The organism is Nocardia aobensis NBRC 100429 (assembly GCF_000308375.1).
Lineage (GTDB): Bacteria > Actinomycetota > Actinomycetes > Mycobacteriales > Mycobacteriaceae > Nocardia > Nocardia aobensis.
In genome coordinates, this window is record NZ_BAFQ01000006.1 from 1 (window position 1) to 13,386 (window position 13,386).

At 68.9% G+C, this 13,386-nt stretch carries 14 protein-coding genes and 1 pseudogene; 6 read left to right on the forward strand and 9 right to left on the reverse strand.

Annotated features, from left to right (window positions below):
- The 3 genes and pseudogenes from RJ03_RS38030 to RJ03_RS00410 all read right to left on the reverse strand — a co-directional run.
- Positions 1–302: pseudogene (locus RJ03_RS38030) on the reverse strand (LCP family protein); the annotation flags it as partial.
- A 91-nt stretch (positions 303–393) separates the two neighbouring features.
- Positions 394–1,188, reverse strand: a complete 795-nt coding sequence (locus RJ03_RS00405; protein ID WP_036496985.1) for a CPBP family intramembrane glutamic endopeptidase — start codon at positions 1,186–1,188, stop codon at positions 394–396.
- Between the two features lie 58 nt (positions 1,189–1,246).
- Positions 1,247–2,020, reverse strand: coding sequence for a DUF2470 domain-containing protein (locus tag RJ03_RS00410; RefSeq protein WP_036496986.1), 774 nt, complete (start codon positions 2,018–2,020; stop codon positions 1,247–1,249).
- A gap of 109 nt (positions 2,021–2,129) precedes the next feature.
- On the opposite strand from RJ03_RS00410, the gene RJ03_RS00415 reads away from it, so the two are divergent.
- The 3 genes from RJ03_RS00415 (at position 2,130) to RJ03_RS00425 (ending at position 4,252) form a co-directional block, all read left to right on the forward strand.
- Positions 2,130–2,549, forward strand: a complete 420-nt coding sequence (locus tag RJ03_RS00415) for a hypothetical protein (RefSeq protein WP_036496987.1) — start codon at positions 2,130–2,132, stop codon at positions 2,547–2,549.
- 84 nt (positions 2,550–2,633) lie between these two features.
- A complete protein-coding gene (pheA, locus tag RJ03_RS00420) occupies positions 2,634–3,554 on the forward strand; it encodes a prephenate dehydratase (RefSeq protein ID WP_036496988.1) in 921 nt (306 codons plus the stop codon).
- Entirely contained in the window at positions 3,551–4,252 is a 702-nt protein-coding gene (locus RJ03_RS00425; RefSeq protein ID WP_051024077.1) for a histidine phosphatase family protein, read from the forward strand. The genes pheA and RJ03_RS00425 overlap by 4 nt, the downstream gene beginning before the upstream one ends.
- On the opposite strand, the gene RJ03_RS00430 is transcribed toward RJ03_RS00425, so the two are convergent.
- The 5 genes from RJ03_RS00430 to RJ03_RS00450 all read right to left on the reverse strand — a co-directional run bounded on the left by RJ03_RS00430 (position 4,249) and on the right by RJ03_RS00450 (position 8,327).
- A complete protein-coding gene (locus RJ03_RS00430; protein WP_051024078.1) occupies positions 4,249–5,082 on the reverse strand; it encodes an ESX secretion-associated protein EspG in 834 nt (277 codons plus the stop codon). The two genes, RJ03_RS00425 and RJ03_RS00430, sit on opposite strands and share 4 nt — an antisense overlap.
- A complete protein-coding gene (locus RJ03_RS00435) occupies positions 5,083–6,258 on the reverse strand; it encodes a PPE domain-containing protein (RefSeq protein WP_036496989.1) in 1,176 nt (391 codons plus the stop codon).
- Positions 6,259–6,301: 43 nt separating this feature from the next.
- On the reverse strand, positions 6,302–6,613 hold the full coding sequence (locus tag RJ03_RS00440; RefSeq protein ID WP_036496990.1) for a PE family protein: 312 nt from the start codon (positions 6,611–6,613) through the stop codon (positions 6,302–6,304).
- Between the two features lie 198 nt (positions 6,614–6,811).
- Positions 6,812–7,165: a metallopeptidase family protein gene (locus RJ03_RS00445; protein WP_036496991.1), complete on the reverse strand. Its 354-nt coding sequence runs from the start codon at positions 7,163–7,165 to the stop codon at positions 6,812–6,814.
- 4 nt (positions 7,166–7,169) lie between these two features.
- Positions 7,170–8,327 carry a septum formation family protein gene (locus tag RJ03_RS00450; RefSeq protein ID WP_371507109.1) on the reverse strand — a complete coding sequence of 386 codons (1,158 nt, stop codon included), beginning with the start codon at positions 8,325–8,327 and terminating at the stop codon, positions 7,170–7,172.
- 105 nt (positions 8,328–8,432) lie between these two features.
- On the opposite strand from RJ03_RS00450, the gene serS reads away from it, so the two are divergent.
- The 3 genes from serS (at position 8,433) to RJ03_RS00465 (ending at position 12,702) form a co-directional block, all read left to right on the forward strand.
- The gene (gene serS, locus RJ03_RS00455; protein ID WP_036496992.1) at positions 8,433–9,695 is read left to right on the forward strand and encodes a serine--tRNA ligase; all 1,263 of its coding nucleotides are present in this window, start codon (positions 8,433–8,435) and stop codon (positions 9,693–9,695) included.
- A 109-nt stretch (positions 9,696–9,804) separates the two neighbouring features.
- Entirely contained in the window at positions 9,805–11,676 is a 1,872-nt protein-coding gene (locus tag RJ03_RS00460) for a putative bifunctional diguanylate cyclase/phosphodiesterase (protein WP_245552140.1), read from the forward strand.
- 51 nt (positions 11,677–11,727) lie between these two features.
- Entirely contained in the window at positions 11,728–12,702 is a 975-nt protein-coding gene (locus tag RJ03_RS00465) for a DMT family transporter (RefSeq protein ID WP_036496993.1), read from the forward strand.
- 46 nt (positions 12,703–12,748) lie between these two features.
- On the opposite strand, the gene RJ03_RS00470 is transcribed toward RJ03_RS00465, so the two are convergent.
- Complete coding sequence (locus RJ03_RS00470) at positions 12,749–13,351, reverse strand: TetR/AcrR family transcriptional regulator (RefSeq protein ID WP_245552142.1); 603 nt, start codon at positions 13,349–13,351, stop codon at positions 12,749–12,751.
- Positions 13,352–13,386: the final 35 nt, after the last annotated feature.

Genomic DNA, 13,386 nt, shown 5'->3' on the forward strand with positions numbered 1-13,386 from the left:
CTGCTCGGCGCCTGCGACCAGGCCAGCGGCGGATTGTTGCCGTCGCGGCGAATGACCTGGGTCGGTTCGATCGGTGGACGTCCGGGCGGATGGCCCGATCCCGGTTGCGGCCGTCCCGAACCGGGAGGACGGCCCGAATGCGGCGGGCGGCCCGAGCCGGGTGGCATCGGCCGCCCGGAACCGGGCGGGACGCGCGGATCGTGTCCGTGCCGGTCCGGCGGCGGCATGCGTCGACCGTCCGGGCCCGCCGGCGGCGGCACCCGGCGGGTCCGCGGATACTGCTGGGGGTCGTCGCCGTTCACCACCGAGATGGTACTGACCGGGGCGTTGTGCCGGTCGGCACAATGCGTCCGGAGGGCTGAACGTGGCCGATTTCCGCAGGTCGGCGCGATCTCACGGCAGCCAGGAGACGTGGCCGTGCAGGGCGGTGTAGCCGATGTAGGCCACCGAATCGATCGTCGCGTGTGCCAGGATCAGCGGCCACAGCCGTCCGGTCCGCTGCCAGTACCGGCCGAAGATCACCCCCATCACCAGGTTGCCGAGGCCTCCGCCCAGCCCCTGATAGAGGTGATAACTGCCACGCAGCAGCGCCGACGCGGCCAGTGATCGGTTCTCCGACCAGCCGAGCGTGCGCAGCCGGCTGATCAGATAGCCGACGACGATGATCTCCTCGGCCACGGCATTCGCCACGGCCGAGAGCACCAGCACCGGCAACCGCCACCAATGGTCGTGCAGTGAACTGGGCACGATCGTCACGCTCATGCCCAGCGCGTGGGCGGCCAGGTACAGCCCCAGTCCGGGCAGTCCGATCACCGCGGCGAGGACGACACCGGGGACCACATCACCACGCCACCGGATTCGCGCCAGCCCGACCAGCCGCGGCCCGATTCCGCTGCGCCACAACAGATACAGTCCCAGCGCGCCCCATCCGATCAGGCGGGCGACGCTCAACAGCTGGAACAGCAGATCGATCGTCGACTGCGCGGCCCGGGAGGGATTCAGCGCGACCTGCTGACCACCGATTCCGCCCGGTGCCAGCGCGCTTTCCAGCAGCGACAGTGCCGCACCGGCCCCGCTCGTCCCGAAGGTGACGACCAGGACGATCGCGATCTCTACCCGGATCGCGAACCGGTCGCGCTCCGCAGCGGGATCGGGCCAGGCAGCTGCGAAACGATCGGCCGGAACCATAGGAACAATCTAGGGGTGGTCCGCCGCATGCCGCGTTCCGGCCGTATCGGATGTGCTCTCAGGCGGAGCGATCGGAGCCGTGCATGCGATCGAAGAACGGGCAGCCGGCGAGGATGCGCACCGCGCGGCTCAACTGCTGCACGTCGTCCACGGGCGCGTGGAAGGGCAGTCGCACATCGTGATCGGTATCGGGGCCCTCGACCCGCAGCGTGACGCCGTAGCGGTCGATGGCCAGCGGCCGCACCGAGCCGCCGCGCAGCCGGACCGGCAGATGGCGGGCCAGCCGGGCGATCACATCGGCGTGATCGGAGTCCATATGTTGCAACCAGGCCGCCTCCAGTTCCCAGAACGGATCGGCGTCGGCGCTGCGCAGATCGTGCGGGCAGACCGATTCGGCGCCGGCGGAGTCGGCGACGACGGCCGATTCCAGCACCACTCGCAGCAGGGTGCTGGTATGGCCGACATCGAGCAGGCCGGGATGCGGATATTCGCTCGCGACCTGAGATGCCAAGGCGCGCTGGGCATGTCCGGGTACCGCCCGCACGCGCCCGCGCAACCAGACCAGCGCACGCACGGGTTCGCGTAACGCCAAGGGTGCGTGGTCGGTCAGCTCCAGCACACCCGGTGAACCGACCTCGGCCGCCGCGGCGGCGACCGCCGCCGAGTTGCGCGCGACGGCGACGACCACATCACCGCACGCGCGCAGGTGGTGCACGGTCGTGGGAATCGGATCGGTGCCGGGCAGGGCCAGGACGGAACTCTCGGCATGGGCGCACGCACTGCGGATCCGCTCCGCGGCGGATGGAGCGGCGGACGTGATCGTGCGGCGCATACAGACCTCCAGTGACGAACCCGGGACGGATACGGACGGATAATTAGGTAAACCTAAGCTAAGTCACGGCCCGTGGTTACGCAAGCATTGCGCTCGCTACGGTGGAAATGTGCCGCACGATTCGACGCCCGCCTCCGAACCCGTTCTGCTGTCGTTGAGCGTGCCCAGCACGGGCCCGTCCGATCTGGTGGACGGACTGGTCCGGCCGCCGTCGGCGAATCCCCAGGCGCCGGTGCTCGACCTGACCCTGTCCGATGAGCGCATCGCCGAATTCCTGGTCGGCGTGGCACATTCCGATACCGGATTCGTCGCCGCGACCGCCTCGGGCAAGCGGGCGGTGGCGATCGTCGCGGCCACCGTGGCCGCGCTGTGCGGCGAGAATATCCGGACCGCACTGACCAGCCCCGATATCGATTTCCTGCGTGGCCTGTCCGCTCCGGCCGTCCAGGCACTGCGCGAGGTACTGCTGGCCGTCGAGACCGAACAGATGGAGTCGGTGACGGCGGCGCTGCGGGTGCTGACCTCCTGATCGGGCCCGGCCCCGACCTGGGCTGTTACCGCTGGGTACGCACAAACGGCGAGCGCGCAGCCAACTGCCAGTAATGTCGTATCCGTGCCGCGTATCGCCTATTTCGGACCGTCGGGAACTTTCACCGAGATGGCCCTGGCCCGACTCGAATCGGACGGGGCCTTCGACGAGCCGGTCGAGCGGATCGCCGCACCCAGTCAGGGCGCGGCGCTCGAGATGATCCGGTCCGGTGCGGCCGACGGCGCGGTGGTGCCGATCGAGAGCTCGGTCGAAGGTTCCATCTCGGCGACCCTGGACGCGCTCGCGGTGGGCCCGCGGCTGCAGATCATCGCCGAAACCGAACTCGACGTGGCGTTCACGATCGTGGCGAAACCTGGAATGGAGCTGTCGCGGGTGCGCACCGTCGCGGCCTATCCCGTCGCGGCCGCGCAGGTGCGGTTGTGGCTGGCGGATCGGATGCCGCAGGCAACGCTGTACACCTCGGCCTCCAACGCGGCCGCGGCCGAGGATGTGGTGGCCGGCCACGCCGACGCCGCGGTCTCGACCACCCTGGCCGGTCAGCGGCTGAAACTCGTCGAACTGGCCACCGGCGTCGCCGACCACGACCAGGCCATCACCCGTTTCGTGCTGGTCACCCCGCCACGTGAGGCGCCCGCCCGCACCGGCGCCGACCGCACCTCGCTGGTGGTACTCGAACTGGCGAACGAACCCGGTTCGCTGATGCGGGTGTTCGCCGAATTCGCCACGCGCGGTGTGGATCTGACCCGCATCGAATCCCGGCCGACGCGCACCGGGATGGGTACCTATCGCTTCTATCTGGACTGTGTCGGCCATATCGACGACACCGCCGTCGCCGAGGCCCTCAAGGCGCTGCACCGGACCGCCGGGCGGATCCGCTATCTGGGCTCCTGGCCGGCCAGTTCACCGAGTGGATCGCCGCCGCCCGCCGACGAGCCGGCGGCGGCCTGGTTGGACGATGTGAAAAAGGGGGTGGACGCCTCATGAGTGAAACCGGTGCGAACCGCGATCCCGTCCGCGGTTCCGGCAGGTTGGTGCTGGTCCGTCACGGCGAGACCGAGGGTAATGTCGCGAAACTTCTGGATACCCGGGTACCGGGTCTACCGCTGACCGAACGTGGTGTGGCGCAAGCGAAATCGTTCGCCGCGCGGCTAGCGGTGCCGCCGGTGCGGTTGTACTCCTCGGTAGCGCTGCGTGCCCAGCAGACCGCGAGCCATATCGAGTCGGTGACCGGTGTGGCGGCCGAGGTGGCCGACGGTGTGTACGAGGTGCAGGTCGGCGAACTGGAGGGGCAGAATTCCGACGCGGCGCATCGGGAATTCCAGCGGGTCTACCGTTCCTGGCATCTGGGTGAACTGCATACGCGACTGCCCGGCGGCGAATCCGGCGAGGAGGTCCTCGAGCGGTATCTGCCTGTGCTGGAACACCTTCGGGACGACTACCTGCTTCCAGGCTCGGAAACGCGCGATGTGCTGCTGGTCAGCCACGGCGCCGCGATGCGACTGGCGGCCCGCGAACTCACCGGCGTCGCACCGCCGTTCACGACCAACAACCATCTGGACAACACCGAGACCATCGAGCTGGCGCCGACCGCCGACGGCGGTTGGACCTGTGTCCGCTGGGGCCGCTACACCCCGCCGTTCGGATACAAGGTCGAACCGAAGGCCGACGACCCGATGGGTTAGCCGATTCCGGGGGTCGCCGGCTTGAAATCCTCACGTAGCGGAAGCTTGTCGACGAGGTCCTTGATCGCGGTGCGCAATCGGCCCGGTGTCCCGCTGGCCAGCGAGGTCCACATGACCTCGTCGTCGGAGCGGGTGGTGACGCCGATGAATCGCCCGTTGCGGGTGTTGTACACCGCGATCATCCCGTCGGAGATGTCGCGACTGGCGTCGTTGTACACGACGCCGACGATCGAAGCGTGCGAATGGATTTCGACCAGCGCCGAGGCCAGCGCCTGCGCGTCGCGGGGCGGCCGCCCCACTCGCTCCAGGCGCCGCGCGGTGGTCGCGGCATCCCCGGCATCACCGAGAATCGGCTTGAGTTCCTCGGTGAGAACATTCATTCCGCTGAGCTCGAGCGCCTCCGCCGGTCCCAGCGCCGCCATGATCGTGCCCGGTAGGTCGTGTCCCGCCTCGTCGATGCTGTAGGAATTCGGCCCGCGCAGGGCGACGACATCGAGGTCGTCGCCCTTGGCGAGGCAGAATCGGTTCACTCGGTCGCCGACGTACCAGCGCATCGAGATCACCCAGTGCGGGCGGTACAGCCCGCGCAGCCGGTCTTCGAGGTCGTGCTGCACGACTCCGTCGACGAGCAGCTCACGCGCGGTGAGCGATTCGGCGGCCGCGGTCATCGCCCGGTCGTGGTCGACGACATTGTCGTAGCGGCCCCTCGCATCCAGTACGACAGGCACCTCGTCGATCTCCAGTTTCTCGAGCAGAAACTGCATCTCGTCGAGCGACAACACGACGGACTCGAGCATCGACGGCCCGCGGCCGGCGCCGAGCACGGTCACCTAGCGCGCTCCCGCGGCCGGGTCTGCTCCGATGACCCCGGGTGCGATGACCCGGCCGTCGGCGAAGTGCTCGCCCCGCAGGTAGTCGTTGCCCTGGTGCTCGCCCTCGTCGTCGTCGCTGTCGACCTGGCGGCCCAGCAGCGGGTTACCGGCGGCGTTGTTCGCGCGGGCCGGAGCCGGTGCGCCCATCTGCGCGACGGGTGCCGTCTCCGCCACCGGAGCGGTCGCGGCCGGAGCGCCGATCACGTTGCCGGCACCCCAGCCCTCGGGGAGTTGCAGCGTGCCGGCGCCGTTGCCGATGCCGACGGAGCTTCCCCCGAAGGACACGGCACGCGTGGCTGCCGCGGCGCCACCGGCGGCGGCGACACCCCCCATGCCGCCCATCATCATCGGCGACATGCTCGCGGCGGGCGCGGCATGGCTGGTCGCCGCGGCGATCGCGGTACCGGCCACATTGCCCACCGTGGACACACCCGTCGTCGCCACCGATCCGGCGACATTGGCCGCCTGGGTGGCGGCGCTGATCACGCCCGGATCGGTCGCGAGCGCCTGCGCCACACCGATGGCCGTCTGCACCGGGTCGCCGCTGGTGTTCTGCGAAGCCGCCTCGGCGCCGCTGTCGGCCACCCCGGCGCCCGCCGCGATCGGTGGCGGCGTCAGGAACTCGGCCGGAGTCGCCGTCATGGCCTCGACGGTGGATTCGTAGGTGTCCATGACCAGTGCGGCCTGTACATCCAGGGCGGCCTTGGCGGCTTCCGCCACCTCGGCACTGCCGTCCAGATCGCCGCCGTGCGCATGTGCCGCGACGCGCGCGGCGTCCACCGCGGCGATCTCCGGCAGGCTCGGCATGGCAAGGGTGGCGACGGTATTGGCGGTGGCGTGGGCGGAGGCCTTGGCCGCCATCGCAGCCGCCTGCATGCCCTGCTGTTCGGCCCAGCCGGTGAAGCCGGCGAGTTTGGTCAGTGCGACGGCACCGTTGAGACCGACCATGCCGACACCCAGTTCGGCCATGACCCGGGTGACGGTGGCGGTCGCGTCGACCCACGCCGCCGTGAGACCACCCCATGCCGTGGCCGCGGCAGCGGCCGGAACGGCGTGCGGACCCGCGGTCAGCAGACTCGAATTGCCCTCGGCGAGCCGGGGCAGCCAATAGATTCCGGTGATCCCTGCAGTCATTGTCTCTCCCCTGAACGAATGGTGTGGTGAAGGATCGCGCCGGTCAGAACTGAATCGCGGCGGTACCGGCCGCGTTGATCGCGTCCTCGGCGATGTACGAGGCCAGCTGCTGACGCAGGATCGCGGCCGCGTGGTGCAGTTCGAGAATGGCCTGCGCGGCCGCGCGGTCGTGGCTGAGCGCGCCCTCGTTCAGATGGGTTGCCGCGGCGACGGACACCTCTTCGGCGCCGGCGGGGACGACGTGGGTGGCCGGACCGCTCAAAGCGGCGGCAGCAGTGAGACGTTCGGCGAGCAGATCGAGTTCCGCCGAGGCCGCGAGCACGACTTCGGGCTGTACACCGAGCAAACCAACCATGACTCGAACTCCTTCTTGTGGCGGCTGTGCAAGTGTCGAGGCTGCCCGAGCCCAGTGCTGTTCCGGCACAGAGGATCCGGCAGACCCGTCGGTGGAACCACGAGAATTCCCCCTACGAGATGATTGGACGCGACGGCCCCCGGTTCGGTTCCCTCGAGTCACGAATCGATTCGACTTTACCCGCTACGCGCGTAAAGACTAGCCCCAACCGAGCTGATGCAGCCGTTCTTCGTCGATCCCGAAATAGTGAGCTATCTCATGGATCACCGTGATGGCCACTTCCTCGACGACCTGCCGTTCGTCGTCGCACATTTCCAGAATCGTGTCGCGGTAGATGGTGATGGTGTCCGGTAGCGCGCCGCCGTACTGACTGTCCACCCGGTCGGTCAGCGCGATGCCGTGATACAGCCCGAGCAGATGCGGATCCTCGGGATTGCGCGCCTCGATCAGCACCACCACGTTCTCGATCGCCCCGGCGAGTGCGGGCGGAATCGTATCCAGCGCATCGCCGACCAGTTCCTCGAACCGGCTCTCCGACATCGACACCGGCATGGTGTCAGCGCTGCGGTGGAATCGGCGCGGGCGCCGCGCCCGGCAGCGGCGCCGGGGTGGAACGTCCGGAACTCGGCGGCGGCACCGGGGCCTGGCCGTCGATCAGCACATCGCCCTTCGCGGATCCGGTGATCGTCGCGAACCCGTCCTGAGACCCCTTGCCCACCAGGCAATTCAGCTTGTGACTGCCGACCAGCCAGCTGCGGGCGTCGAGGTTGTCCCAGAAGATGGTCAGCGTCTTGTTGATCAGCGCGTCCTGACCGCCGAGGTAATCGCCTGCGGCACGGGCGCATTCGTCCTGCATGAACTTGTCCTGATCGGCGTTCGCCGGCGGGCCGCTGTTGAAGTGGGTGCCGAGATCCACCGTCGACATCACCTCGTAGGCGTGCGGCTGACCGCAGGGGACCGGTTCGTTGGTCGGCAGATTCTGATTGATGCCGATGCAGGTGCCCGGATCGAAGACGCGGGACTGGTCGCTGTCGCGCACCCGGCCCACGGTCTGCTGCGTCGCGCTACCCGTGGCGCTCACCAACTGCAATCCGCACCGGATGGTCCGGTCGCCGTTGCGCCAGCCCGGTTCTCCCGGGTTGACCATGCCGACCACGAACCGCCCCCGCGGGTCGAGCCGGCCACCGAGGTAGGCGGCCGCGGCCGAGGCGCAGTGTTCGTCGCGCAGTTCGCCGAAGCGCAGCGAATCGGGGAAGGCCGAGCCCGGCCCGAATTCGCGGCCCGGATATTTGCTCAGGTCGATATCGGCGGTCACCTCGAACAGATGTTTGTCGGCGCAGTTGACCTTGGTCAGATCCAGGGTTTTGGCGCTGGTCCAGGTGAGGCAGTCACCCGATTTGGCGGAGCCGAAGGCGGCGTCGGCGCGGCCGGCGGGCGCCTTGCCCGAACCGGGATCGTGCACCTCCAGCCCGTGTGAACTGCGAAACCCCGAGATGGACAGCGTCACCAGCGCCGCCACCACGGCACCGACGGCGACCGCGAGCAATCCCCACCGCAGCCGATGCGGATGCAGCGCCTTGCCGTCCTGACCGAAGCGTTTCCCGGCGCCCGGCAACGGGCGGCGACGGTTCGCCCCGGCACGCCTGCGGCGAGGCATGTCGGATTCTTCGTTTCCCGGTTCCGGCGCCGCTGGCGCCCCATCGTCGGAGGACATCGCCGTCCATCATGGCAGGCGCCGTGCGGGGCCTGCCACGATCGGTTCGGATTTCACCGGATCCACAGAAAATGCGGTGGACACCTCCCACTAGGCTGATTGCCCATGATCGACCTCCGATTCCTGCGCGAGAATCCCGAAGCGGTCCGTGCCTCGCAGCGTGCCCGCGGTGAGGACCCGGCGCTGGTGGATGCCCTGCTCGAGGCGGATGCGGCCCGCCGCGCCGCGGTCGCGACGGCGGACAACCTGCGCGCCGAGCAGAAGGCGCTGGGTAAGAAGGTCGGTAAGGCGTCCCCGGACGAGCGCGCGACGCTGCTGGCCCACGCGCAGGAGTTGTCGGCGAAGGTGAAGGAGGCCGAGGCCGCCGAGAACGCCGCCGACGCCGAACTCGACAGCGCCCACCGCGCGATCTCGAACGTCGTGCAGCAGGGCGCACCCGCGGGCGGCGAGGACGATTTCGTTCTGCTCGAAACCGTGGGCGCTCCCACCGAATTCGACTTTTCCCCGCGCGATCATCTCGACCTGGGCGAGGCGCTCGGACTGATCGATATGGAACGCGGCGCCAAGGTCTCGGGCGCCCGGTTCTATTTCCTGACCGGCTACGGCGCCCTGCTGCAACTCGGTCTGCTGCAGCTGGCCGCCCAGCGGGCGGTCGCCAACGGCTTCACCATGATGATCCCGCCGGTACTCGTGCGTCCGGAGATCATGGCCGGAACGGGCTTTTTGGGGCAGCACTCGGCCGAGGTCTACCACCTCGACGACGACGATCTGTACCTGGTCGGCACCTCGGAGGTCCCGCTGGCCGGCTACCACTCGGGCGAGATCCTCGATCTGAGCGACGGTCCGAAGCGCTATGCCGGCTGGTCGTCGTGCTTCCGTCGCGAGGCCGGCAGCTACGGCAAGGACACCCGCGGCATCATCCGCGTGCACCAGTTCGACAAGGTCGAGATGTTCGTCTACTGCCGTCCCGAGGACGCCGACGCCGAACACCGCCGCCTGCTGGACTGGGAGAAGGAGATGCTCGCCGCGATCGAGGTCCCGTACCGGGTCATCGATGTGGCCGGTGGCGATCTCGGCAGCTCGGCCGCCCGCAAATTCGACTGCGAGGCCTGGGTGCCGACCCAGCAGACCTATCGCGAACTCACCTCGACCTCGAACTGCACCACCTTCCAGGCCCGCCGCCTGTCGGTGCGCTATCGGGACGAGAACGGCAAGCCGCAGATCGCCGCGACCCTCAACGGCACCCTCGCGACCACTCGGTGGATCGTCGCGTTGCTGGAAAATCACCAGCAGGCCGACGGCTCGGTCCGGGTGCCCGCCGCGCTGGTTCCGTTCGTGGGCCGCGAGGTGCTCGAGCCGCCGCGCTGACGGTTGCGGCCCTGTCGCGGTGATGATCGCGGCCGGGGCGCGGTGACTTCGGCCTCGAATCCGGCGGTTGTCACTACTGCTATGCACCGCGTTGTCTAGGCTGGACGGCGTGCGAGGACTCGGGTCTCGCGGCGATACCCGCACGCAGGTTCGGGCGGCATCGGCGCTGGCGACGGCAATGGTCATGGCTCGGACCACCGGGGCGTTCTACGTCATGGGTGGGGTCCTGGGCCTGCTGATCACTGCCATCGCACCGGGAGACGAGGGCAACCGCCCGCTGGTCGGCTCGGCCGCCGCGGTCGCGCTGTTGCTCGGCGTGAGCCTGCTGATCTGGGGCCCGCGCCAGCCGCACTGGGTGCACCACGGATATGTCGCGGTGGCGACGGTGCTGGTCACCATCGCCGTGCACTGGTTCCCGAACACCGTCGGCGCGATCACGCTCGCCGCCTTCTACGTCTTCGTCGCCGCCGATGCCGCGATCTTCTTCGCCTGGCGGCTGGCCGGGGCGCACGTGGGCTTCGCGGTCGTGCTCTGTCTGTGGGTGGTGCCGTCCCGGGGTCTGCCCTGGTGGTCGGGCATCATCCCGGCCGGTATCACGGTCGGCGTCGGCATCGTGGTCGGCATCCTCACCCGGATGGCCTCGGACGCCGATATCGACACACTCACCGGCTTGCTGAACCGCCGCGGTTTCGATCGCGCGCTCAACAGCGCCATCGGACATGCCGGGCGGACCGGGCAGGGCCTGGCGCTGGTCCTGGTCGACCTGGACCGGTTCCAGAAGATCAACGATCATCTCGGTCACCGCGCCGGCGATGCCGTGTTGCAGCGCGTCGGCGACGCCTGGTCGAAACTGCTGGGCCCGGATCAGGTGCTGGCCCGATACGGCGGCGACGCGTTCGCGCTGTTGTTGCCCAACACCACCGAACAGGCCGCGATCCTGCTGACCGAACAGCTGCGTGCCGCGGTCACCACGGGATGTTCGGCCGGCGTCACCTCCTGGCAGCCCGGCGAATCCGGATCGCTGCTGGTCAGTCGCGCCGACGTGGGTCTGTACCGAGCCAAGCAGGCCGGGCGTAACCGCACGGTGCTGGAGTCGTCGCGGCAGCTGCCGCTGGCGGTCGAACTGCGCGAGGCCATCGACACCGGTGCGCTGGACGTGCACTACCAGCCCATCGTGAGCCTCGGTGAGGACGGCGCCCAAGCGGTCGGCGTGGAGGCGCTGCTGCGCTGGTCGTCCAACGCCCAGCCCGACGTGACCACCGAGGGGCTGATCCGGGTCGCCGAGGAATACGACCTGATCTCCGACCTCGACGAGCTGGTTCTGCGGCGCGCGTGTGCCGATGCGGCCCGGCTGCAACAGACCTTCGCCCAGCTCGATCTGACCCTGAACGTGAACGTCAGCGGCCTCGAATTGGCCGAGAGCAACTATGCCGACCGGGTCTCCGGCATCCTCGCCGATACCGGCTGGCCGGCCGACCAGCTCGTCCTGGAGGTCACCGAGAGCGAATTGGCCGCCGAATCCCAGACCGCCATCGCGAATCTGCACCAATTGCGCGACAGCGGCGTTCGGATCGCCATCGACGATTTCGGCACCGGCTACTCCTCGCTGAGCCGATTGGCCACCATCCCCAGCGACATTCTCAAGGTCGACCAGTCGTTCGTCGCCGCGATCCGGTCCGATTCGCCCGCCCCGCCGCTACTGGGAGTGATTGCGGCGCTGAGCAAGTCGCTGGATCTCCAGGTGATCGCCGAGGGTGTGGAAACCGAATATCAGGCGGCCGTGCTGACCGAACTGGGCTTCGCGCTCGCGCAGGGCTACCACTACAGCGATTCGCATCCGGTCTCCGAGCTGATCAGCGATATGAACTCCACCCGCGGGCTGGTCGGCGCCGGCACGACCGATCGGGAGCTCGCCGCCAAGGGCTGGGTTCCGTTGGACAACAACGGATTCGATCCCGAGGGCTCGATCCGCCGGAGCTGACCCGATCAGGGGTGCGGCATCGGCCCGGTCGGAACCACTACCGTGGCGGATATGACCGCAGCGCGTGAACGGACCGACGTGCGGCGCTGGATCGGTGTGCTGCTGGGCCTGTGCTGCGGCGCCGGTGTGGCGGTCCAGGCGCGAATCAACGGTGATCTCGGCGATCGGCTCAACGACGGAATCGCCGCGGCGGTCATCAGTTTCGGCTCCGGTCTGATCCTGCTGCTCATCGTCAGCGGTTTCAGCGGGCGGATGCGCACCGGTCTGGCCGCGATACGCCATTCCGTGCGCGCCGGCCGGCTGCGATGGTGGCATCTGCTGGGTGGGTTGTGCGGCGCGTTCTTCGTAGCCTGTCAAGGGTTGTCCGTGGCCACGATCGGCGTCACCGCCTTCACGATCGCGGTGGTCGCCGGCCAGTTGACCAGCGGTCTCGTCGTGGACCGTCTGGGTGTGAGCCCGGCCGGAATCACGCCGGTGACGCCGGTGCGGCTCGGTGCGGCGGCCCTCGCGGTCGCTGCGGTCGGTGTGGCCGCCCTGGGGCGCTCCGGCGGCGAATCCGGTTCCGGCGGGGGCGCGGCCTATCTACTGATCGCGCTGCCCGCCCTGGCGGGACTCGGTTTGGCGTGGCAGCAGGCGGTCAACGGACGGCTGGCGACCGTCGGCGGGCCGGTGCCGGCCACCACGATCAATTTCGCGACCGGGACCGCGGGCCTGCTGGTGGTCGAGGCGGCGCAGCTCGCGCGGATCGGCCGGCCCACCGCCTTTCCCACCGAACCGTGGCTCTACCTCGGCGGTGCGATCGGGGTCTTCTTCATCGCCGTGGCGGCGCTGATCGTGCGCTGGATCGGGGTGCTCCTGTTCGGCCTGACCTCGGTGTCCGGCCAGCTCATCGGCTCGGTGGTACTGGATGTCGTCGCGCCGACGGGCACCCGCCTGTCGGCGCTGACCATCGCCGGCTGCGTATTGACGCTGCTCGCCGCCGCCATCGGCGTCCTCGCGCAGGGCCGCACCACCGAGCAGGCCTGACGACGACTGCCCGCGAAACAGCGTTCGCGCGAACGGCTTTCGTGGTTCAGGGCCGGAAGGCGCGCAGCGTGTGCTCCACCAGCGCATCGGCATACGCGTCGTCGAGCGGCCCGTATCGCAGCAGCCATCGCTGATACACCGGCGCGTACAGCATTTCGAGCATCAGGTCGAGGTCGGCATCCGCGCGCACCTGCCCGGCCGCCTGCGCGCTGCGTAATCGCGCCTTCTTGGCGTCGTCGACGGGACGTCGCAACTGCCGGTCGTACTGCGTGGCCAGCACCGGATCGTTGATGATCTCGGTGTTGAGCGCCCGCACCGGTTTCTCGAATTCCGCATCCGCGAATTCCGCGACCGTCGCCCGCATCACCAGCTTCAGATCCGCCTCGATATCCCCGGTGTCCGGCAGCGAGATGCCCTCCCCGTCGTCGTCACTCAGGTCCAGGAACGATTCGAAGATCACCGCCCCCTTGGACGGCCACCAGCGATAGATCGTCTGCTTACCGACGCCCGCGCGCGAGGCGATCGCCTCGATCGAGACCTTCCGATATCCGACCTCGGAGAGCAGGTCCCGGGTGGCCGTCAGAATCGCCTGCCGCGACTTCTCGCTGCGCCGGGAGCCGGCCGGTTCGGATTTCGCGGTATCGGACACGCGGTCGACCATAGCATCTTCAGCGAGACGAGACG

Excerpts from the sequence above, each read along its gene's own strand:
- RJ03_RS00425 (WP_051024077.1), top strand. The coding sequence starts at position 3,551 with ATGAGTGAAACCGGTGCGAACCGCGATCCCGTCCGCGGTTCCGGCAGG.
- RJ03_RS00405 (WP_036496985.1), bottom strand. The coding sequence starts at position 1,188 with ATGGTTCCGGCCGATCGTTTCGCAGCTGCCTGGCCCGATCCCGCTGCG.
- RJ03_RS00435 (WP_036496989.1), bottom strand. The coding sequence starts at position 6,258 with ATGACTGCAGGGATCACCGGAATCTATTGGCTGCCCCGGCTCGCCGAG.
- RJ03_RS00450 (WP_371507109.1), bottom strand. The coding sequence starts at position 8,327 with ATGTCCTCCGACGATGGGGCGCCAGCGGCGCCGGAACCGGGAAACGAA.
- RJ03_RS00440 (WP_036496990.1), bottom strand. The coding sequence starts at position 6,613 with ATGGTTGGTTTGCTCGGTGTACAGCCCGAAGTCGTGCTCGCGGCCTCG.
- RJ03_RS00445 (WP_036496991.1), bottom strand. The coding sequence starts at position 7,165 with ATGCCGGTGTCGATGTCGGAGAGCCGGTTCGAGGAACTGGTCGGCGAT.
- RJ03_RS00465 (WP_036496993.1), top strand. The coding sequence starts at position 11,728 with ATGACCGCAGCGCGTGAACGGACCGACGTGCGGCGCTGGATCGGTGTG.
- RJ03_RS00410 (WP_036496986.1), bottom strand. The coding sequence starts at position 2,020 with ATGCGCCGCACGATCACGTCCGCCGCTCCATCCGCCGCGGAGCGGATC.
- serS (WP_036496992.1), top strand. The coding sequence starts at position 8,433 with ATGATCGACCTCCGATTCCTGCGCGAGAATCCCGAAGCGGTCCGTGCC.